The following is a 20,821-nucleotide window of genomic DNA, read 5'->3' on the forward strand; positions in this document are numbered from 1 at the left end:
TGTATACCGCCGACAACGGCGGCATCGGCGGAGTCTAAGCGAGTCCGCGCGCATGGAACAACGTTCAGCATGGCACCTGGGTTCCTTGCCGGGCCAATGCCCGCACCGTCACGATGCCGTCACGTCCCGAACAGGTCCTGTTGTCCGTTTCCCGCAGTGGCCGAGCGGGGCGGCGTGAGGCCGAGATGCGCCCATGCCGCGGGGGTGGCGACCCGTCCGCGCGGCGTCCGGGCGAGCAGGCCCTCGCGGACGAGGAACGGCTCGGCGACCTCCTCGACGGTCTCACGCTCCTCCCCCACCGCGACCGCGAGGGTGGACAGCCCCACCGGACCGCCGCCGAACAGCTTGAGCAGGGCCTCCAGGACGCCCCGGTCGAGGCGGTCGAGGCCGCGGGGGTCCACCTCGTACACCGCGAGGGCGGCCGCCGCGATCTCCCGGGTGACGATGCCGTCGGCCTTGACCTGGGCGTAGTCGCGCACCCGGCGCAGCAGCCGGTTGGCGATGCGGGGGGTGCCGCGGGAGCGGCCGGCGATCTCCGCGGCGCCGTCGGCCCGGATCTCCACGTCGAGCAGGTCCGCGGAGCGGTGGATCACGCGCTCCAGCTCGGCCGGCTCGTAGAACTCCATGTGGGCGGTGAAGCCGAAGCGGTCGCGCAGCGGGGGTGGCAGCAGGCCCGCCCGCGTGGTGGCGCCGACCAGCGTGAACGGCGGCAGCTCCAGCGGGATGGCGGTGGCGCCGGGGCCCTTGCCGACGATCACGTCGACCCGGAAGTCCTCCATCGCCATGTACAGCATCTCCTCGGCGGGCCGGGACATGCGGTGGATCTCGTCGAGGAAGAGGACCTCGCCCTCCTGGAGAGAGGAGAGGATCGCGGCCAGGTCGCCGGCGTGCTGGATGGCCGGGCCGCTGGTGATGCGGATCGGGGCGCCCATCTCGGCCGCGATGATCATCGACAGGGTGGTCTTGCCGAGACCGGGAGCGCCGGAGAGCAGCACGTGGTCGGCGGTCGCGCCGCGCGCGCGTGCGGCGCGCAGGACGAGGTCGAGCTGCTCGCGGACCTTCTCCTGGCCGATGAACTCGCCCAGGTCCTTGGGGCGCAGGGCGGCCTCGACGGCCTGGTCCTCACGGTCGGCGGACGCGCCGACGAGCCGCTCGGAGGCGGGGGCGTCGGTCGGGTCGTCCCAGTTCACTGCAGTCTCCTAGCTGGCGTGGCGCAGGCGGGTCAGCGGGCGCGGTTGAGGGTCTGCAGGGCCGCCCTGAGCAGCTGGCCGACCTGGGGCGTGCCCCCGGCCGCCTCGGCCTGCGGGGCCACGGCGGAGACGGCCTCGTCCGCCTCGCGGGTGGCGTATCCGAGGCCGATCAGCGCGGCGTGCAGCTGGTCCCGCCAGCCCTGGGTGACGGGTGCGCCCACCGCGGGCGCGCCGATCGGCTCCCCGAGGCGGTCCTTCAGCTCCAGCAGCAGCTTCTGGGCGCCCTTCTTGCCGATGCCGGGGACTGCGGTGAGCGCCTTCTCGTCGCCGGTGGCGATGGCGCGGCGCAGGGCGTCGGGGCTGTGGACGGCCAGCATCGCCTGGGCGAGCCGGGGACCGACCCCGCTCGCCGTCTGCAGCAGTTCGAAGACCTGTCTCTCGTCGTCGTCCACGAAGCCGTAGAGGGTGAGCGAGTCCTCCCGCACCACCAGGGAGGTGGCGAGCCTGGCCGGCTGGCCCGTGCGCAGCCCGGAGAGGGTGTTGGGGGTGCACTGGACGGCAATGCCGATGCCGCCCACCTCGACCACGGCGGAGTCGGGTGCGAGGGCGGCGACCGGGCCGCTGACGAACGCGATCATGCGAGACGGCCTTTCGGTGACGCGGGGGATGCCGGGGATGCCTTGGCCGCGTGCAGGGCGACGGCACGCTGGAGTCTGTTCTGGGCCGGGGCGCGCCAGATGTGGCAGATGGCCAGGGCCAGGGCGTCGGCGGCGTCGGCCGGCTTCGGCGGCGCGTCGAGCCGGAGCAGCCGGGTCACCATGGCGCCGACCTGGGCCTTCTCGGCCCGGCCGCTGCCGGTGACCGCGGCCTTGACCTCGCTGGGGGTGTGCAGGGCGACGGGGAGGCCGCGCCGGGCGGCGCACAGGGTGGCGACGGCGCTGGCCTGCGCGGTGCCCATCACGGTGCGCACGTTGTGCTGGCTGAAGACCCGCTCCACCGCGACGACGTCGGGCCGGTGCTCGTCCAGCCACCGCTCGATGCCCTGCTCGATGGCGACGAGGCGGGACCCCAGCTCGGCGTCCACGGGCGTGCGTACGACGCCGACGTCCACCATGGTGAGCGGCCGGCCCGCGACCCCCTCGACCACGCCGACGCCGCAGCGCGTCAGTCCGGGATCCACTCCGAGTACCCGCACGCGCCCCTCCCCTCGGTGATCTTCGACTTCCCGCCAGGCTATCCGCTGCCACCGACAACGGCGGCGGGCCGGTGGGACGTGTCCCATCCGGCCCGCCGGAACCGCTCGGTCCGCCGCGGCGTTACGCGTCGACCTTCTCCATGACCTCGTCGCTGACGTCGAAGTTGGCGAAGACGTTCTGCACGTCGTCGCTGTCCTCGAGCGCGTCGATCAGCTTGAAGATCTTCTTGGCGCCCTCCTCGTCCAGCTCGACCTGCATGGTCGGGACGAAGTTGGCCTCGGCGGAGTCGTAGTCGATCCCGGCGTCCTGGAGGGCGGTGCGGACGGCGACCAGGTCGGTGGCCTCGCTGAGCACCTCGAAGTTCTCGCCGAGGTCGTTGACCTCCTCGGCACCGGCGTCCAGGACGGCGGCGAGGACGTCGTCCTCGGACAGCTCGCCCTTGGGGACGATTACGACGCCCTTGCGGTTGAACAGGTACGACACCGAGCCGGGGTCGGCCATGGAACCGCCGTTGCGGGTCATGGCGACGCGCACGTCGGAGGCGGCGCGGTTGCGGTTGTCGGTGAGGCACTCGACGAGCACCGCGACACCGTTCGGGCCGTAGCCCTCGTACATGATCGTCTCGTAGTCGGCGCCACCGGCCTCGAGACCACCGCCGCGCTTGATCGCGGAGTCGATGTTCTTGTTCGGGACCGACTGCTTCTTGGCCTTCTGGACGGCGTCGTAGAGCGTCGGGTTGCCGTCGAGGTCGACTCCGCCCATGCGCGCGGCGACCTCGATGTTCTTGATCAGCTTCGCGAAGAGCTTGCCGCGCTTGGCGTCGATCACGGCCTTCTTGTGCTTCGTCGTGGCCCATTTAGAGTGGCCGGACATCTGCCTGTCTCCTTCGCGTAACCCATCTCTGCAACGAACTCCAGAGATCCTACAAGGACTCCGGTGTCCGGGAGGCGCGCACCATGTCGACGAAGAGCGCGTGCACGCGGTGGTCGCCGGTCAGTTCCGGGTGGAACGACGTGGCGAGCGCGTTGCCCTGGCGGACCGCGACGATGTGGCCGTCGTGCTCCGCGAGCACCTCGGTCCCGGCGCCGACGGACTCCACCCAGGGGGCGCGGATGAAGACGCCCTCTACAGCATCGCCCTCGACGCCCCGGACGTCGACCGCCGCTTCGAAGGACTCGTTCTGCCGCCCGAAGGCGTTGCGGCGCACGATCATGTCGATGCCGCCGATCGTCTCCTGACCCGAGCGCGGGTCGAGGATCTTGTCGGCGAGCATGATCATGCCCGCGCAGGTGCCGTAGACGGGCAGTCCGTCGCGCACACGCGCGCGCAGCGGCTCCATCACACCGAACAGGACGGCCAGCTTGGAGATGGTGGTGGACTCGCCGCCGGGGATGACCAGGCCGTCCACCTCGGCGAGTTCCTCGGGGCGCCGCACCGGCCTGGCCACGGCGTCGGCCGTGGCCAGTGCGGTGAGGTGCTCCCGTACGTCGCCCTGGAGGGCCAGGACGCCTATGACAGGAGTGTTCATGAGGTGGCTACCAGGGGTCCTCACCAGCCGCGGTTGGCGTAGCGCTCGGTCTCGGGGAGGGTGTCGCAGTTGATGCCGACCATGGCCTCGCCGAGGTTGCGGGACGCGTCCGCGACGATCTTCGGGTCGTCGTAGAAGGTGGTCGCCTTGACGATGGCGGCGGCGCGCTTGGCCGGGTCGCCGGACTTGAAGATGCCGGAGCCGACGAAGACGCCCTCGGCGCCGAGCTGGCGCATCAGCGCGGCGTCGGCGGGGGTGGCCACGCCGCCGGCGGAGAACAGCACCACCGGGAGCTTGCCGAGCTCGGCGACCTCCTTGACCAGCTCGTAGGGGGCGCGCAGTTCCTTGGCGGCGGCGTACAGCTCGTGGTTGTCGTAGCCGCGCAGGCGGGCGATCTCGTTCTTGATCTGGCGCAGGTGGCGGACGGCCTCCACGACGTTGCCGGTGCCGGCCTCGCCCTTGGAGCGGATCATGGCGGCGCCCTCGGCGATCCGGCGCAGGGCCTCGCCCAGGTTGGTGGCGCCGCAGACGAAGGGGGTGGTGAAGGCCCACTTGTCGGAGTGGTTGACCTCGTCGGCCGGGGTGAGGACCTCGGACTCGTCGATGTAGTCGACGCCCAGCGACTGCAGCACCTGGGCCTCGACGAAGTGGCCGATGCGGGACTTGGCCATGACCGGGATCGAGACGGCCTCGATGATGCCCTCGATCATGTCCGGGTCGGACATCCGGGCCACGCCGCCGTCCTTGCGGATGTCCGCCGGCACCCGCTCGAGGGCCATGACGGCGACGGCGCCCGCGTCCTCGGCGGTCTTCGCCTGCTCCGGCGTGACGACGTCCATGATCACGCCACCCTTGAGCTGCTCGGCCATGCCGCGCTTCACGCGCGCGGTGCCGGTCTCGGGGGCCTGGTTTTCGGAGAGCGTGCTGGACACGGGTGACCTCGCTGAAGTGAAAGAGGGTTGCTGCAAGCACCGAGGAAACGCGATGGGGCCAGTCCACAGCAAGGGCCAATGACAAGCCGGTGGATCCTTTTGCGGCCGCGGCGACGCTACGACTGCTGCGGGGCCCGGTCGACCAGGGCCGCCGGCGGCTCGTCATCCATCTCGAAGGCCATCGGGAAGGGGGCGTGCCCGGCCAGCCGGAACCAGCGGACCTTGCGGTGCTCACGCAGGCGGCGGGCCGCGCCTACGGCGTCGTTGTGGAAGCGGCGGGCCATCGGGACGCGGCGCACGGCCTCCGTCAGCTCGCGTGCGGCCGCCTCGCCGCCGGGTGCCTCGCGCACCGCCTCCACCTGCTGCGCCTCCGCGAAAACGGCCCGCAGGGCCTGGCTGAGCTCGCTCTCGGCGACCTCCCGCTGCTCCTCCTCGGCCTGCCGCGCCGCGTGTGCGGCCTCGTACAGGACGATCGAGGCGGCCGGGTCCAGGACGCCGGAGGTGGCGAGTTCCTGCGCCACGGAGGCCCTGCGCAGCAGCTGCGCGTCGAGCGCCGCGCGGGCGGCGTCGATCCGCGCGTGCAGCCGGTCCAGCCGGCCCGCCGTCCAGCTGAGGTACAGGCCGACGACGGCGAGGACGGCGAGGATCCAGATGAGGGTGACGGTCACGGGGGCACAGGCTACCCGGGCGCTCACGGGCAGCCGCGGTCAGCTGCGGGACCTCCCGCGGGACGCCGGGTCAGCTGCGGGACCTCCCCGCGGGCGCTGCGGGACGCCCGGTCAGTCGCGCGCCAGCCCGAAGCGCGCCCGCAGCCCGGGCCCCCGCCCGTCCTCCGCGGCCGCGACCGCCGCCGCGCCCGCCGTCACCGTCTCGTACACGGAGAGGATGTCGGCCCCGACGGTGGACCAGTCGAAGCGGCGCACGTGCTCGCTGCCCCGCCTGCGCAGCTCGGCGCGGCGCTCCGGGTCCCCCAGCAGCCGCACCGCCGCCTCGGCCAGCGCGTCGGAGTCCTCGTTGGCGAACAGCTCGCCGGCCGCCCCCTGGTCCAGCACCTGCGCGAAGGCGTCCAGGTCCGAGGCCAGGACCGGCGCCCCCGCCGACATCGCCTCGACGAGGATGATCCCGAAGCTCTCGCCACCGGTGTTGGGGGCGACGTACAGATCGACGCTGCGCAGGAAGCGGGCCTTGTCCTCGTCGCTGACCATGCCCAGGAACTCCACGCGCGGGCGCAGTTCGGCGGGCAGCGACTCGACCGCCTCCTGCTCGTCACCGCGGCCGGCGACCAGGAGCCGGGTCCCCGGGCGCTCGGCGAGGATCTTCGGCAGGGCCCTCATCAGGACGGGCAGGCCCTTGCGGGGCTCGTCGATACGGCCGATGAAGCCGATGGTCCCGCCCTGCCAGCGCGGGTCGGGCTCGGCCCTCGCGAAGAAGTCCACGTCGACGCCGTTCGGGATGACGACCGCGTCGCCGCCGAGGTGCTCCACCAGCGTGCGGCGCGCGTACTCGCTGACGGCGATCCGGGCACTGATCTTCTCCAGGGCCGCCTGCAGGATCGCGTACGCGGCGATCATCGCGCGGGAGCGGGGGTTGGAGGTGTGGAACGTGGCCACGATCGGGCCCTGCGCCGCCCAGCAGGTCAGCAGGCCCAGGGACGGCGAGGTCGGCTCGTGGATGTGGATCACGTCGAAGCGGCCGTCGTGCAGCCAGCGGCGCACGCGTGCCGCCGACAGGAAGCCGAAGTTCAGCCGTGCCACCGAGCCGTTGTAGGGCACCGGGACCGCGCGGCCGGCCGAGACGACGTACGGCGGGAGCGGCGTGTCGTCGTCGGCGGGCGCCAGTACGGACACCTCGTGGCCCAGCCCGATGAAGTACTCCGCGAGGTCGCGGATGTGGAACTGGACGCCGCCCGGCACGTCCCACGAGTACGGGCAGACGATGCCGATCCTCACGGCCGCTCACCGGCCGCACCGTCAGCCGGGCGGGGCTGGAGGTCCTTGAGCCACAATCGCTGGAGCATGTGCCAGTCCTCCGGATGGTCCGCGATTCCCGTGGCGAAGGCGTCGGCCAGCGCCTGTGTCATGACAGACGTCTTCTGGGGCCGGTCACCTGTCTCGGGTACCTCGATCGGAGGATGCACCCGCCCCTGCATGACCGGCGAGTCGTCCTCGTACCAGAGTGTCACCGGCAGCAGCAGCGCGCCCGTCTGCTGGGCGAGCAGGGCGGGGCCGGCCGGCATGCGGGTGGCCTCGCCGAAGAACCGGACCTCGACGCCCGAGGCCGACAGGTCGCGCTCGGCGACCAGGCAGACCAGGCCGCCGTCGCGCAGCCGCCGGGCCAGCGTGCCGAAGGCGGTGCCGCCGCTGTGCGGCAGGACCTCCATGCCCAGGCCCTCGCGGTAGGCGACGAAGCGGTCGTAGAGGGTCTCGGGCTTCAGGCGCTCGGCGACCGTGGTGAACGGCGTCCGCAGCTCGGTGGTGACCCAGGCGCCGGCCAGGTCCCAGTTGGCCATGTGGGGCAGCGCGAGGATCACCCCCCGGCCGGAGGCGAGGCCGTCGGTCAGATGGTGCAGGTCCTTGGGGTCGAAGCCCCCCTTGATGCGCTCCTCGCTCCAGGCGGGCAGCCGGAAGGACTCCATCCAGTAGCGCAGGTAGGAGCGCATGCCCGCGCGCGAGAGCTCGGCGAGACGCTCGGGGCCCGCGCCCGGCACCACGCGCGCGTAGTTGCTCTCCAGGCGCCGGACGCCCTTGCCGCGCCGCCTCCAGGCGAGGTCGGCGATGCCCCGGCCGAGGCGCACGGCGACCGGCTCGGGGAGTTTCCGCACGGCGCTCCAGCCGAGGCCGTACAGCGCGTCCGTCAGCCGGTCGCGGGCACTCACTTCGCCGCCTCGCTGCCGTGCGAGGCGTTCTCCGGGGCGTCCGCGGCGGCGTCGGCCTCGGCCGACTCGCGGCGGACGGTGACGACCCGCTGGACCAGGGTGACCAGACTGCCCACGGCGACGATCCACAGGGCGACGGGCAGCAGGTACTGGATGCCCGGCACCCCGAACGTGTGCAGTCCGGCGAACCCGGCCGCGACCAGCGAGATGACCAGGCGCTCGGCACGCTCGACGAGACCGTTGACCGCGACCGGCAGGCCGATCGACTCGCCGCGCGCCTTGGTGTACGACACCACCTGGCCGCTGGCCAGGCAGAAGATGGAGACGGCGCACAGGACGTCGTTGTCGCCGTTGCCCGCGTACCAGAGGGCGAAGCCGCCGAAGATCGCGCCGTCGGCCACCCGGTCCAGGGTGGAGTCGAGGAAGGCGCCCCAGCGGCTGGAGCGGCCCAGCTGGCGGGCCATGTTGCCGTCGACGAGGTCGGAGAAGACGAACAGCGTGATCACGACCGTGCCCCAGAAGAACTCGCCCCTGGGGTAGAAGACCAGCGCGCCGGCCATGACGCCGGCCGTACCGATGAGCGTCACCGTGTCGGGACTGACGCCCCGGCGGATCAGAAACGCGGCGAACGGCGTGAGGACACGCGTGAAGAATGCACGCGCGTACTTGTTCAGCATGGCCTTCCCGAGGGTCGGTGTGGCCGGCTCGGCCCCTGCTGGCCACCGGCTGGCCCATCGTAGCCACGCGCGCGCGTGTGCGACGGTCGGGCACCCGCACGCCGTTGTCACGGCACGGAGGCATCCGGGTAACGGCGCCGCGATCGCGTCCTTCGTATGGACGCACCGTGACGGGAGTGGAAAGCTCGAAGAACCGCGGGCGTCATCGGAGCCGCACCGCACGCGGCCCGCAATGCCCGCGCCCGCAGAGACCTCACCGTGCACGGGAGGCAAGGCCATGGGCGACAAGGCAAACGCACACCCCGGAGCCGCCGGCAGGGCTACAGCGGCCGACCACCCCGCGTCCGTACGGAATGTGGTGCTGGTCGGCCACTCCGGATCGGGCAAGACGACTCTGGTGGAAGCTCTCGCGCTCACCGCGGGAGCCGTGAACCGGGCGGGCCGCGTGGAGGACGGCGGCACCGTCTCCGACTACGACGAGATCGAGCACCGGCAGCAACGCTCGGTCCAGCTCTCCCTGGTGCCGGTCGAATGGAACGGCATCAAGATCAATGTCCTGGACACCCCCGGATACGCCGACTTCGTCGGAGAACTCAGGGCCGGTCTGCGCGCGGCGGACGCGGCCCTTTTCGTCGTCTCGGCCTCGGACGGGGTGGACGGCTCGACCCGCATGGTGTGGGAGGAGTGCGCGGCCGTCGGCATGCCGCGGGCGATCGTGGTCACGCATCTGGAGTCCGCGCGCGCGGACTTCGAGGAGATGACGCGGGTCTGCGCCGAGACGTTCGGCGGGGACGACCCGGACGCCGTACTGCCGCTGTACCTGCCGCTGCACGGTCCGCAGGGGGCCGACGGGCACGCGCCCGTGACGGGCCTGATCGGCCTGCTGTCGCAGAAGCTGTTCGACTACTCGACCGGGGAGCGCAAGGAGTCCGAGCCGGGTGAGGAGCAGCTTCCGCAGATCGGCGAGGCCCGCAACCGGCTGATCGAGGGGATCATCTCGGAGAGCGAGGACGAGACCCTCATGGACCGCTATCTGGGCGGCGAGCAGATCGACTACAAGACGCTCGTGGAGGACCTGGAGCGGGCCGTCGCGCGCGGGGTCTTCTTCCCCGTCCTGGCCGCCGCCCCCGCTGCCGAGGGCGCCCGGCAGGGGATCGGCACGGTGGAACTGCTGGAGCTGGTCACGGGCGGGTTCCCGACGCCGTTCGAGCACTCCACGCCGGGGGTCACCACCATCGACGGCACGCCGCGCGAGATCAAGGCCTGCGACACCGAAGGACCGCTGGTCGCCGAGGTCGTGAAGACGTCCTCCGACCCCTACGTCGGCCGCGTCTCCCTGGTCCGCGTCTTCTCCGGCACCCTGCGCCCCGACGAGACGGTGCACGTCTCCGGGCACGGCCTGTCCGACCGCGGGCACGAGGACCACGACGTCGACGAGCGCATCGGCGCGCTGTCCACGCCCTTCGGCAAGGCGCAGCGGCCGGTGACGCACGCCATCGCGGGAGACCTGGTGTGCGTCGCGAAGCTGAGCCGCGCGGAGACCGGCGACACCCTCTCGGCCAAGGACGACCCGCTGCTGATGGAGCCGTGGGAGATGCCCGACCCGCTGCTGCCGCTCGCCATCCAGGCGCACAGCAAGGCGGACGAGGACAAGCTCTCCCAGGGGCTGTCCCGGCTGGTCGCCGAGGACCCGACCATGCGGCTCGAGCAGAACCAGGAGACCCACCAGGTGGTGCTGTGGTGCCTGGGCGAGGCGCACGCGGACGTCGCGCTGGAGCGGCTGCGCAGCCGCTACGGCGTCCAGGTCGACGTCGTACCGCACGTGGTCTCGCTGCGGGAGACGTTCGCGGGCAGGTCGGCGGGGCGCGGGCGTCATGTGAAGCAGTCCGGCGGGCACGGGCAGTACGCGATCTGCGAGATCGAGGTGGAGCCGCTGCCCGGCGGCTCGGGCATCGAGTTCGTGGACAAGGTCGTCGGCGGCGCGGTGCCGCGGCAGTTCATCCCGTCGGTCGAGAAGGGCGTGCGGGCCCAGGCCGCCAAGGGGGTCGCGGCCGGCCATCCGCTCATCGACGTGCGGGTGACCCTGCTCGACGGCAAGGCGCACTCCGTGGACTCCTCCGACGCGGCCTTCCAGACGGCCGGGGCGCTCGCGCTGCGCGAGGCCGCGGCCGACGCGAAGATCCATCTGCTGGAGCCGGTGGCCGAGGTCTCCGTCCTGGTCGGCGACGACTACGTGGGCGCCGTGATGAGCGACCTGTCCGGGCGGCGCGGCCGGGTGCTGGGCACGGAGCAGACCAGCGGCAACCGCACGCTGATCCGCGCCGAGGTGCCCGAGATCGAGATCGGGCGGTACGCGGTGGACCTGCGCTCCCTCTCGCACGGCACCGCGCGCTTCAACCGCGCGTACGCGCGGCACGAGCCGATGCCCGCGCAGATCGCGGAGCGGATCCGCGAGGAGGCGCGCGAGGCCTCGTAGCCGGCGCCGGGCGCGCCCGGGGCGCTCTCCCGGCGCGTTCCCCTCCGGTCGGCGGGCGGCTTCGGCCGTCCGCCGACGGATGTCGGTGCCTGCGGATACGCTGATGGCGTGATCAAGTCGGCGCGGGATTCTGCGCGCGGTCCTGATCAACAGGTGTGCGGGACAAGGAAGTCGGGAAGAGCCGCAGAGGCGACGTCGAGCGGCGATCGGGGGCGGGCATGACCGTTGAGGGCGGCTACGGGGACATCTTCGGGCCCCAGGTGCCGCGCACGGGCGACGAGGGCCAGACCGCGACGTACGCGCTGGCCTCGGCGGCCTACCGGGACAACCCGGTCGCGGAGATCAAGAAGGCCGACAACGAGTGGCATCAGACCACGATCAAGCCGGGCCTGAAGTGGACGAGCATATTCCGGCCCAACCTGGGTGAGGCCTACTCACGGGCCGTCGTCGACCGCATGCTGGGCCCCGGCCGCAATCCGCTCATCCAGTCCTTCGGCGCCGAGCCGCAGGTCGTCGTCGAGCACGCCCTCGCGGCGAACAACATCCGCAAGGAGCGGGACAACCGGCTGTCCGTGGTCATGGTGCTGTGCGGCCTGCTGTTCCTGCCGGGGCTGCTCGTCTGGCTGCTGGTCTTCTCCATCCGTACGACCGTGGCCAGGAACGACGACAGGCGGACCGGCGCACTGGCGACGACCCTGCTGGTCGCGGCGGGCGCGCTCGCCGTGATCTTCCTGATCCGGATGCCGTTCACGGGCTTCTGGGCCTGGTACGCGCGCGCCTGCGTCGTCATGCCGGTCATCGGCTGGTTCTGGGCCAAGCAGATATGCGAGCGCACGGCGAAGGACCTGCGCGGACGCTGGGACAGCCTGCTCGCCGGCAGCAGCGTCGGCGCCAAGGTCCCCGAGGCGGTGCCGACCGGCCCCGGCGAGACCAAGGCGGACGCGCTGCGCCAGTCCCTGGCCAGGCTCGCCGCCGAACAGCAGTCCAACTCCGTCTTCTACGCCGGACCCAAGGGCATCCTCGGCATGGGCACCCGCTGGGGCAGCTGGCAGCTCGCGGAGGACCTGGTGCCGGCCGACCCCACCCGGGAGATCCACCCGTTCCGCAGCTGGGACGTCATCCGCGCGATCCACGACCAGCTGACCATGCTGGAGCGGAACACCCTGAACACCGGCGGCTTCCCCAAGCCCTCCATACGGCACTGGATCGTCACGCCGATCGGCGAGGGGGCGAAGGCGGTCTCCCGTCCCGGGGGCACCGACGTGGAGGCGTACCAGGTCAGGACCCACGCCATACAGGACATCTGCAACAAGCAGCAGTTCGGCGCGGGCGACCGGCACTACCTGGGCGTGCAGTGGACGCTGTGGGACGGGCAGCTGGTCATCACCATGATGATCACGGTGACCGTGCTGCACGAGACGCTGCGGATCGAGATCACCGGCCACGCCCTGGGCCCGGTGAACTCGCTGTTCACCAGCAAGCCCGAGGCGCCCACGAAGGAGGTCCAGAAGTCCTTCAAGCCGTGGGAGACCCGGAAGGTGAGCCTGCCGCTGGTCGACAGCGACGAGGTGGTGCGGCTGTCCGTCCGGGCCCCCATCTCCTGGTACCCGCCCCTGCTGAACTGGCTCGGCGGCACGATAGGTCTCCCGGAGCCGTTCGGGCTCCGGCACGCGTGGGCCGACCAGCCGTGGCGGCACCGCTTCATGGCGGACGACGCCCTGCGCGCGGCCACGCCGGTGCTGCGGGTGGTGCATTCCGCGGCGATCCGGGTGCTGGCGGAGAACGGCGTGGACACGGAGAAGTTCGGTTCGCGGTCGGCGTTCCTGTCGACGGCCGTGCAGGACCCGACGCCGGGGAAGGCGGACGTCTACGACGCGTAGGCCGCCGGCGGTCCGGCCGTCGTCCGGTGCCGGGCGGGCGGGGCCGCGGATCCGGCGGCCGCGTCCCGGACCGCACTGCCGGCCTTCGGTCCCGTCCTCAGGCGCCGGACCGGCCGCGGTTCCTCATCCGGCCGGCCATGCCTCCGCGAGCATCTTCCTGGTGTCCGCCAGCAGCTGGGGCAGCACGCGCGTGTGGCCGACGACCGGCATGAAGTTCGTGTCGCCGCCCCACCGCGGGACGATGTGCTGGTGCAGGTGGGCCGCGATGCCCGCGCCCGCGACGGCGCCCTGGTTCATGCCGATGTTGAAGCCGTGCGCCCCGGAGGCCGTGCGCAGCGCCGTCATCGCCTGCTTGGTCAGCGCGGCCAGTTCGGCGGTCTCGGTGTCCGCCAGGTCCGTGTAGTCGGCGACGTGACGGTAGGGCACGACCATCAGGTGGCCACCGTTGTACGGGTAGAGGTTGAGCACGGCGTAGACCTGCTCGCCGCGCCGGACGACCAGCCCGTCCTCGTCGGACTTGGCCGGGATGGAGCAGAAGGGGCAGCCGTCGCCGGCACCCGGGCCGGTCGGCTTGTTCTCGCCCTGGATGTAGGCCATCCGGTGGGGCGTCCACAGACGCTGGAAGGCGTCCCGCGTCCCCACTCCCCACTGCTGCTCCGGCTCACTCGTCATGCAGTGCAGCATATGGCGTCGCCCGTTCGGATCGTGTCGGCGGGGTTGCGGGTGAGGCCTGCCGCGCCAAGCTGGGCCGGTGGACGATGACAGGCGCATGGCCGGCTGGGAAGAGCTCGTGGAGTTGCCGCTCGTCGCGGCGTCGATGGTCTTCCTCGCCGCGTACGCGGTCCGTGTCCTGGCCCCCGGTCTGCCCGGGCTCTGGCGGACCCTGGACCTGGCGGTGCTGCTGGCCGCCTGGGCGCTGTTCGGCGTGGACTACGCGGTGCGCTGGCGGCTGAGCGGGCAACGGCTGCGCTTCGTGCGGACCCATCTCCTGGACACGGTCGTACTCTTCCTGCCCCTGCTGCGCCCGCTGCGGGTCGTCAAGGTCTACGAGGCCGTGCAGCGGCGGCACGGCAGACCGCGGCTCGCCCTGCACGCGCGCGTGATGGCGTACGCCGGGCTGTCCACCGTGCTGCTGGGCTTCGCCGGGGCGCTCGCCGTGTTCCAGCAGGAGCGCGGGGCGCCGGGCGCCACGATGCGCACCTTCGGGGACGCGGTCTGGTGGGCCTGCGCGACCCTGGCCACCGTCGGCTACGGCGACGTCGTCCCGGTGACCCCGATGGGCCGGGTGATCGCGGTCGGGATGATGGGCATGGGCCTCGCCCTCCTCGGTGCCGTGACCGGCACGTTCGCCTCCTGGCTGCTGCAGAGCTTCTCCCGCGAGGACGACGACAGGCCCCCGGGGGGCTGAACCTCCCGGGGGCCTTCGGGGCGAGCGGAGGATCAGACCTGCGCCCGCTCCTCCACGACCTTCACGATCTTGGCGATGGCCTCGTCGAGCGGGATGCCGTTCTCCTGGGAGCCGTCGCGGTAGCGGAAGGACACCGAGCCGTTCGACATGTCCTCGTCGCCCGCGATGACCATGAAGGGCACCTTCTGCTTCTGGGCGTTGCGGATCTTCTTCTGCATCCGGTCGGAGGAGGAGTCCACCTCGATGCGCAGGCCCTTCTTCCGGGCCGCCGCGGCGAACTTCTCCAGGTACTCGACGTGTGCGTCGCCGATCGGGATGCCGACGCCCTGGACCGGGGCCAGCCACGCCGGGAAGGCGCCCGCGTAGTGCTCCAGGAGCACCGCGAAGAACCGCTCGATCGAGCCGAACAGGGCACGGTGGATCATCACCGGGCGCTGCTTGGAGCCGTCGGCGGCGGTGTACTCCAGATCGAAGCGCTCGGGCAGGTTGAAGTCGAGCTGGATCGTGGACATCTGCCAGGTACGGCCGATGGCGTCCTTGGTCTGGACGGAGATCTTCGGACCGTAGAAGGCGGCGCCGCCCGGGTCGGGCACGAGCGGCAGGCCCTGCTTCTCGGCCACCTCGCGCAGCGTCTCCGTCGCCTCCTCCCACGCCTCGTCGGAGCCGACGAACTTCTCCGGGTCCTTGGTGGACAGCTCCAGGTAGAAGTCGGTCAGGCCGTAGTCGCGCAGCAGGCCGAGGACGAAGGTGAGCGTCTTGTCGAGCTCATCCGACATCTGCTCGCGGGTGCAGTAGATGTGCGCGTCGTCCTGGGTGAAGCCGCGCGCGCGGGTGAGGCCGTGCACGACGCCCGACTTCTCGTACCGGTACACGGTCCCGAACTCGAAGAGGCGCAGCGGCAGTTCGCGGTAGGAGCGGCCGCGCGCGTCGAAGATCAGGTTGTGCATCGGGCAGTTCATGGGCTTGAGGTAGTAGTCCACGCCCTCGTCGAGCTGCATGGGCGGGTACATGCCGTCGGCGTACCAGTCCAGGTGCCCGGACGTCTCGAAGAGCTTCCCCTTCGTCGCGTGCGGGGTGTAGACGAACTCGTAGCCCTCCTCCTCGTGCCGGCGGCGCGAGTAGTCCTCCATCACCCGGCGGACGATGCCGCCCCTGGGGTGGAAGACGGCGAGGCCGGAGCCGATCTGCTCGGGGACGGAGAACAGGTCGAGCTCGCTGCCGAGCTTGCGGTGGTCGCGCTTCTCGGCCTCGGCGAGGAAGTCGAGGTGCGCCTTCAGCTCGTCCTTGGTCGGCCAGGCGGTGCCGTAGATGCGCTGCAGCATCGGGTTCTTCTCGCTGCCGCGCCAGTAGGCGGCGGCGTTGCGCATCAGCTTGAACGCCGGGATGTTGCGGGTGGTGGGCAGGTGGGGACCGCGGCAGAGGTCCTTCCAGCACAGCTCGCCGGTCCTGGCGTCCAGGTTGTCGTAGATCGTCAGCTCGCCGGCGCCGACCTCGACGTCCGCGCCGTCGTCGTGCGACGCGGCGCCCTTGAGGCCGATCAGCTCCAGCTTGTACGGCTCGTCGGCGAGCTCCTCGCGGGCCGCCTCGTCGGTGACGACGCGGCGGGAGAAGCGCTGCCCGCGCTTCTGGATCTCCTGCATCTTCTTCTCGACGGCCTTGAGATCCTCGGGCGTGAACGGCTTCTCGACGTCGAAGTCGTAGTAGAAGCCGTCCTTGACGGGGGGGCCGATGCCCAGCTTGGCCTCGGGGAACAGCTCCTGTACGGCCTGCGCCATGACGTGCGCGGTGGAGTGGCGCAGGATGTTGAGACCGTCCTCGGAGGAGATCTCCACCGGCTCCACGACCTCGCCCTCGGCCGGCGCGTACGCGAGGTCCTTGAGCTCCCCGCTCACACGCGCGGCGACGATCGAGCGCTCGCCGGCGAAGAGCTCGGCGGCCGTAGTGCCCGTCGTCACCACGCGCTCTTCCCGCTCGGAATCGCGTTGGATGATCACACGGACGTCTGACACCGGTCTCTCCTGACTGAAGGCGGGGTGCGGCGCCATACCAGGAGCGCGCGCAATAGGGGATCGTACCGACCCCGACCCGCCGACCGCGAAACGGTCACGCACCGTCCGGGATCAGTCGCACTCCCGCCCGCCGCAGGCCTCACCGAAGAAGACCCCCTTCTCCGTGTGCTCCCGCAGCGCTTTCATCAGCCTGTCCCGCTCCGCCTCCTCCACCTGGACCGGTGCCACGCCCGACGCCCCGGTCAGCCGCCGGAAGCCGCCCCGGGACTCCAGCCGCCCGTGCAGCCGCACCGGCAGCCCGACGAGATGGGCGTGCCCGGCGACGCGGTAGTCCTCCTCGCCGAGTGTGATCCGTACGTAGGGGACCTCGGCGCCCGCGATCACGCGCAGCCGCACGCTGCCCTCGCCGCGCGGCCCCGGCCTGCGCATCCGCACCACCGTGCCGGTGATCCGGACGGGCACGGACGGCTCCCGGCGCAGATAGCGGGCGCCAGCCTCGCGCAGCACCGGCAGATCGCCCGGTGAGAACTCCACCGGCTCGGCCCCCGCCACGCAGTCCCGCGGCACCCCGGCCGCGGGCGCCCACTCCACCCCGATCCTGGCTCCCTCGGTCCCGCTCACCAGGGTGGTCAGCGCCTCGGTGAGCTCGCGGCTCACGCCCGCCTCGACGGCGCCGTCGAAGACGTCCATGCCGCCGGTCGCGCGCCGGTAGTCGACGGCCTCGCGGGCCGCGTACAGGGCCTGGTGGAGTCGTACGGCGAGGGGCCGTCCGGTGACCACGGGGACGAAGGCGGTGAGCCGGCCGTCGCCGGCCGCCGGCCCGACGAGGATGTCCTCCAGCAGCGCGGCGGCGCCCCGGCGGTGCCGGGCGCCGTGATAGCCCGCACGCGCGCGGGTGGCGAGCGCGGCGGCGAGCAGCATCCGGCGTGCGGCGGTGCGCAGTTGCTCCTCCACCGTCCAGGGCGGGGAGTCGGCGGGGCCGGTCGGCGCGTCCCGCCACCAGCGGATCTCGTCGCTGGGCACCGCGAGGGCGACCAGCACTTCGCGCGCGGAGGGCGTGCCACTGCGGGTGAGTGCCTGCAGTGCCTCGCCGAGCAGGTCGTCGCTGTCGGGGAAGGCCCGGCTCTCGGGTACGAGCAGGCTCGTACCGCCGCCGCCGGGGCCCGGCGGGGTCCAGCGGCCGTAGCGTCCGGCGGCGCCGCCGCGGCGGCGCCAGCCGTGCCGGTGCAGCAGGGCGCCGAGGACGGCCGGGTCGACGCGGCCCGGCTCGGGCGGACGGTGCCAGAAGGCGGCGGTGGTGTCATCGGGGTGCGACCTGACCGGACGGGCCGGTTCCTCCAGGGGGCGGTGCGTCATGGTCTGCCTCCGGTCCCGACCCGCGCCATGATCTCGCACAGCGCACGGTCGTCGAAGATCCGCGCGGTCGGTATCCGCACGGTGGACCGGGTCCGGCCAGTGACCGGGTGCCCGGCGAGGTTGACCCAGTAGCAGCAGTGCCTGAGGTCCAGCCGGTCGTGGCTCGCCCTGAGCCAGTCGCCCCTGGCGCGCGGGACGAGCATCACCACCAGGATCTTGTGCACCGACACGGGGGTGCGCGCGAGTTTGCGCAGGTGGTCGTTGTCGAGCGTGAAGGAGAAGAACCGTCCCGGCGGGTTGGGCGCGACCTGGTAGGTGCACTTGAGCTGCACCTTGATGGTGACCTCGTCGTCGACGGTGTGTCCGGGCGAACCGTGGCTGACGTGCCAGTCGATGCCGTTGTCCGGGAAGGGCTGCGACAGCGAGCAGCCGGCCGCCGCGGCGACCGCGTGCAGATAACCCACCTGCAGCGTCTCCATGCAGGCGGTGGTGGCGAGTGTGCCGCGAAGGGGGCCCGTGCGTTCGGGCAGCAGCCCGCCCCGCTCGGGCTGCGCTATCGCCATGACCAAACAGCCTTCCAAGCCAAGTGTTTCCCCGCTGCGGGCCGCTGAACTGCAAAGACCCGCACTCCTGTTGTGTCCTTCCGGCGTACGCCGCAAACAGCCCGGGTATCACCAAACGGGCAGAAGACGGAACGTCAGCTGCCGTGCGCGGACGAGGAGTTGTGCAGAGATGACGTGCTGGTACGAGGGGCCGCTGGCCGCCTTCGACACGGAGACCACGGGCGTCGACGTCGAGACCGACCGCATAGTGTCGGCCGCCGTCGTCGTCCAGGACGCCCCGGGCCGCCGGCCCCGGGTGAGCCGCTGGCTGGTCAACCCGGGTGTGCCGGTGCCGGAGGCGGCGACGGCGGTGCACGGGCTGACGGAGGAGCACCTGGCGCGCAACGGCCGCTGGCCGGCGCCGGTGATGCACGAGATAGCGGAGGAGCTGGCCGAGCAGGCGGCGATGGCCCGCCCGCTGGTCGTGATGAACGCGCCCTTCGATCTCACGCTGCTGGACCGCGAGTTGCGCCGCCATCGCGCCTCCTCGCTGGACCGCTGGTTCGAGGCGTCGGCGCTGCGCGTGCTCGACCCGCGCGTCCTCGACAAACACCTCGACCGCTACCGCAAGGGCCGCCGCACCCTGACCGACCTGTGCGCGCACTACGGCGTCACCCTGGAGGGCGCGCACGACGCGGCGGCCGACGCCCTGGCCGCCCTGGACGTCGTACGGGCAGTGGGGCGCCGTTTCGCCGCCCGCCTCGAACGCCTCTCCCCCGCCGAGCTGCACTCCCTGCAGACGACCTGGCACGCGGCCCAGGCGCGGGGCCTGCAGGCGTGGTTCGCCAAGAGCGGCACCGCGGAGATCGTGAACACGGAGTGGCCGCTGCGGCCGGACCTGCCCGCGGCGGCATAGTCGCACCCGGCGAGGCCGACCCGCACGGCGGCCCGGGAACGCGGGTGGCGGAGGCCCCCACTCGGCGCGGCGGAGCCGCACACAACACGAAGAGAGCGACGTGGTCCGCACTGTCTGCGGACACACGTCACTCTCCCGAACGTGGGCGATACTGGGTTCGAACCAGTGACCTCTTCGGTGTGAACGAAGCGCTCTCCCACTGAGCTAATCGCCCGGGAACGCACTGAACAATACAGGTCTCCGCGCGCTTGCATCAAACCGCTTCCAGGTGGGCGGCCAGCCCCCGCCGCCCGGCCCGCATCATCAGCCGGTGGTTGGCGCGGAACACCGGCCGTCCCGGTACGGCGAACCTCCTGAGCAGCGGCTTGTGGACGTCGACGACCTGGTCGTAGCGGGCGAGGGTGCCGGCGCCGGCCGCGGTGACCGTCCAGCGGGCCCAGCCCTCGATGTCGCCGGTCATGGCGATCTCCAGGACGCCCGCGCCGGGGTCGCGGCGGGTCTCGCGGGCGGTGAGCCGCAGGTCGTACGGGAGGAGCGAGCGGATCCGGATGACGCCGGTGGTGTCGTCGAGACGGGTCACCTCCCGCACCTGGGGCCACCAGCGGGGGTACTCCTCGGCCCGCTCCAGCGCCTCGTAGACGGTGGCGGGAGCCGCGGGCAGAGACCAGAGACTGCGGAAGCGGTAGTGCGTCCAGTCCATGCGAGGAGTGTGCCCGCACGCGGCACGTTCCGCCGGGATCTGAGTACGTCCTGAGTACGCGCACTCATGTCGCGTGACGTGGCGCCGAGCACACTCCCTGGCATGACGCGTGTTCCGCCCCGGCCGGGACGCGCGGCTCCTGGACGCCGGGCCGCGGCGACCGGACGCCCGCCCGGGCAGGCTGCCGCTCCGCCGCCGTCCGGCCGCCGCGCTCCGCGTGACCGCCCGGTCCGTACGCCTCGGCGCCGCAGTCGGCGCGTGCGGCACGGGCGCCCGGGGCGCACTGACGGCCGGCCGGCTCTCCCGGGGAGCGGCCGGCCCGAGCGCCGCCGCCCGTGCGGCGGCGCTCCTCCTCCCCGCGGCTGCCATCGCGCTGGGCGCCGCCCGGCGGCTCACCTCGACATCGCCGATCTCCGGCAGGTTCAGGCGGCCGCTTTCACTGACGGCATTCCCTTCGTGAACCGTCGTGTCCGGCTGGGGCATTACGCTCTCCTTGCGGTCGGCCTGCCGGATCACTCCGGACCTCGACCGGGTTTCCATGTACCGCGCGCCCTCGTCCACCCTTCCGGACTGCACCTCGGCCCGTGGCGCCAGGTGCCTTGACGCCCTTGGGCCTTGGGCGGACCTTGGGCCTTGGGCCTCGGCTGCACGCCCGGCCGTTGCCGGTGACGCAGGGAAGAATGCTTCTTCTGCCGTACTCACCAAGGAAAGTGACGGCGTTTTGGAAAACGCCCGGGGATTTCCCACCGGAGGCCCGCTTCGGGAACTCATCCCGGAAAGAGGCGTAGTCCTGGAAGTCCGCCTTCGCCTTGATCTTCGGGGAGTTCTTCTCGAAGAGTGCGACGGACTTGCCGGTCTGCGTCAAGGAATTCGGCCACGGGCGGCCGACGGGCCCGAACCTCCGCGGACGGCCACCGAACACCGACCGGCGGCTCGCGTGCGCCAGCGGGAAGCTCTCCCGGGACGCCGGAAGGCGCCTGCAGACACCGGCAGCCCTCCTGCAGACGCCGACGGCCCGCCTGCTCTCGCAGACGGGCCGTCGGTCCGGGTGGGCGATACTGGGTTCGAACCAGTGACCTCTTCGGTGTGAACGAAGCGCTCTCCCACTGAGCTAATCGCCCGGGCGCAGGAAGAAG

18 protein-coding genes, 2 tRNA genes and 1 pseudogene are annotated in these 20,821 nt (G+C 72.0%); 4 read left to right on the forward strand and 17 right to left on the reverse strand.

Translation table 11 applies throughout. The annotated features are described in order from the left end of the window. Positions 1–119: 119 nt before the first annotated feature. The 10 genes and pseudogenes from ruvB to pgsA all read right to left on the reverse strand — a co-directional run bounded on the left by ruvB (position 120) and on the right by pgsA (position 8,456). Positions 120–1,190 carry a Holliday junction branch migration DNA helicase RuvB gene (ruvB, locus tag ACJ9NR_RS07420; protein ID WP_412489103.1) on the reverse strand — a complete coding sequence of 357 codons (1,071 nt, stop codon included), beginning with the start codon at positions 1,188–1,190 and terminating at the stop codon, positions 120–122. A gap of 32 nt (positions 1,191–1,222) precedes the next feature. Beyond that, on the reverse strand, positions 1,223–1,828 hold the full coding sequence (gene ruvA, locus ACJ9NR_RS07425) for a Holliday junction branch migration protein RuvA (RefSeq protein WP_412489102.1): 606 nt from the start codon (positions 1,826–1,828) through the stop codon (positions 1,223–1,225). Beyond that, positions 1,825–2,385: a crossover junction endodeoxyribonuclease RuvC gene (gene ruvC, locus ACJ9NR_RS07430; RefSeq protein ID WP_412489101.1), complete on the reverse strand. Its 561-nt coding sequence runs from the start codon at positions 2,383–2,385 to the stop codon at positions 1,825–1,827. The genes ruvA and ruvC overlap by 4 nt, the downstream gene beginning before the upstream one ends. 121 nt (positions 2,386–2,506) lie before the next feature. Further along, positions 2,507–3,259, reverse strand: a complete 753-nt coding sequence (locus ACJ9NR_RS07435; RefSeq protein WP_412489100.1) for a YebC/PmpR family DNA-binding transcriptional regulator — start codon at positions 3,257–3,259, stop codon at positions 2,507–2,509. Between the two features lie 49 nt (positions 3,260–3,308). Next, positions 3,309–3,914, reverse strand: a complete 606-nt coding sequence (pdxT, locus tag ACJ9NR_RS07440) for a pyridoxal 5'-phosphate synthase glutaminase subunit PdxT (RefSeq protein WP_412489099.1) — start codon at positions 3,912–3,914, stop codon at positions 3,309–3,311. A gap of 20 nt (positions 3,915–3,934) precedes the next feature. Continuing rightward, positions 3,935–4,846, reverse strand: coding sequence for a pyridoxal 5'-phosphate synthase lyase subunit PdxS (gene pdxS, locus ACJ9NR_RS07445; protein ID WP_412489098.1), 912 nt, complete (start codon positions 4,844–4,846; stop codon positions 3,935–3,937). Positions 4,847–4,962: 116 nt separating this feature from the next. Continuing rightward, positions 4,963–5,514 carry a LemA family protein gene (locus ACJ9NR_RS07450; RefSeq protein ID WP_412489097.1) on the reverse strand — a complete coding sequence of 184 codons (552 nt, stop codon included), beginning with the start codon at positions 5,512–5,514 and terminating at the stop codon, positions 4,963–4,965. A 111-nt stretch (positions 5,515–5,625) separates the two neighbouring features. Next, on the reverse strand, positions 5,626–6,795 hold the full coding sequence (locus ACJ9NR_RS07455; protein WP_412489096.1) for a glycosyltransferase family 4 protein: 1,170 nt from the start codon (positions 6,793–6,795) through the stop codon (positions 5,626–5,628). Continuing rightward, on the reverse strand, positions 6,792–7,721 hold the full coding sequence (locus ACJ9NR_RS07460; RefSeq protein WP_412489095.1) for a phosphatidylinositol mannoside acyltransferase: 930 nt from the start codon (positions 7,719–7,721) through the stop codon (positions 6,792–6,794). The genes ACJ9NR_RS07455 and ACJ9NR_RS07460 overlap by 4 nt, the downstream gene beginning before the upstream one ends. Beyond that, positions 7,718–8,456: pseudogene (gene pgsA / locus ACJ9NR_RS07465) on the reverse strand (phosphatidylinositol phosphate synthase). The gene ACJ9NR_RS07460 and the pseudogene pgsA overlap by 4 nt, the downstream one beginning before the upstream one ends. A gap of 219 nt (positions 8,457–8,675) precedes the next feature. Here pgsA and ACJ9NR_RS07470 point away from each other — a divergent pair. Further along, positions 8,676–10,874, forward strand: coding sequence for an elongation factor G-like protein EF-G2 (locus ACJ9NR_RS07470; RefSeq protein ID WP_412489094.1), 2,199 nt, complete (start codon positions 8,676–8,678; stop codon positions 10,872–10,874). 218 nt (positions 10,875–11,092) lie between these two features. After that, entirely contained in the window at positions 11,093–12,754 is a 1,662-nt protein-coding gene (locus ACJ9NR_RS07475) for an AbeC-like domain-containing protein (protein ID WP_412489093.1), read from the forward strand. 123 nt (positions 12,755–12,877) lie between these two features. On the opposite strand, the gene ACJ9NR_RS07480 is transcribed toward ACJ9NR_RS07475, so the two are convergent. Next, a complete protein-coding gene (locus ACJ9NR_RS07480; RefSeq protein ID WP_412489092.1) occupies positions 12,878–13,438 on the reverse strand; it encodes an HIT family protein in 561 nt (186 codons plus the stop codon). A 67-nt stretch (positions 13,439–13,505) separates the two neighbouring features. Here ACJ9NR_RS07480 and ACJ9NR_RS07485 point away from each other — a divergent pair, with 67 nt between their 5' ends. Continuing rightward, complete coding sequence (locus tag ACJ9NR_RS07485) at positions 13,506–14,162, forward strand: potassium channel family protein (RefSeq protein WP_412489091.1); 657 nt, start codon at positions 13,506–13,508, stop codon at positions 14,160–14,162. A 32-nt stretch (positions 14,163–14,194) separates the two neighbouring features. Here the strand turns inward: ACJ9NR_RS07485 and thrS are convergent, their stop codons facing one another. The 3 genes from thrS to ACJ9NR_RS07500 form a co-directional block, all read right to left on the reverse strand. Then, entirely contained in the window at positions 14,195–16,171 is a 1,977-nt protein-coding gene (thrS, locus tag ACJ9NR_RS07490; protein WP_412512682.1) for a threonine--tRNA ligase, read from the reverse strand. A 111-nt stretch (positions 16,172–16,282) separates the two neighbouring features. After that, on the reverse strand, positions 16,283–17,527 hold the full coding sequence (locus ACJ9NR_RS07495) for a hypothetical protein (protein WP_412489090.1): 1,245 nt from the start codon (positions 17,525–17,527) through the stop codon (positions 16,283–16,285). Continuing rightward, positions 17,524–18,090, reverse strand: a complete 567-nt coding sequence (locus ACJ9NR_RS07500; RefSeq protein ID WP_412489089.1) for a DUF4365 domain-containing protein — start codon at positions 18,088–18,090, stop codon at positions 17,524–17,526. Before ACJ9NR_RS07500 ends, ACJ9NR_RS07495 begins: the two co-directional genes overlap by 4 nt. A 169-nt stretch (positions 18,091–18,259) precedes the next feature. On the opposite strand from ACJ9NR_RS07500, the gene ACJ9NR_RS07505 reads away from it, so the two are divergent. Beyond that, the gene (locus ACJ9NR_RS07505) at positions 18,260–18,985 is read left to right on the forward strand and encodes a 3'-5' exonuclease (RefSeq protein ID WP_412489088.1); all 726 of its coding nucleotides are present in this window, start codon (positions 18,260–18,262) and stop codon (positions 18,983–18,985) included. A gap of 142 nt (positions 18,986–19,127) precedes the next feature. Here ACJ9NR_RS07505 and ACJ9NR_RS07510 read toward each other — a convergent pair. The 3 genes from ACJ9NR_RS07510 to ACJ9NR_RS07520 all read right to left on the reverse strand — a co-directional run bounded on the left by ACJ9NR_RS07510 (position 19,128) and on the right by ACJ9NR_RS07520 (position 20,806). After that, positions 19,128–19,199 (reverse strand) — tRNA-Val (locus ACJ9NR_RS07510). A gap of 39 nt (positions 19,200–19,238) precedes the next feature. Next, entirely contained in the window at positions 19,239–19,685 is a 447-nt protein-coding gene (locus ACJ9NR_RS07515; protein ID WP_412489087.1) for an SRPBCC family protein, read from the reverse strand. Between the two features lie 1,049 nt (positions 19,686–20,734). Beyond that, positions 20,735–20,806 (reverse strand) — tRNA-Val (locus ACJ9NR_RS07520). Positions 20,807–20,821 lie beyond the last annotated feature (15 nt).

The sequence above is a fragment of the Streptomyces sediminimaris genome (assembly GCF_047049295.1).
GTDB lineage: Bacteria > Actinomycetota > Actinomycetes > Streptomycetales > Streptomycetaceae > Streptomyces > Streptomyces sediminimaris.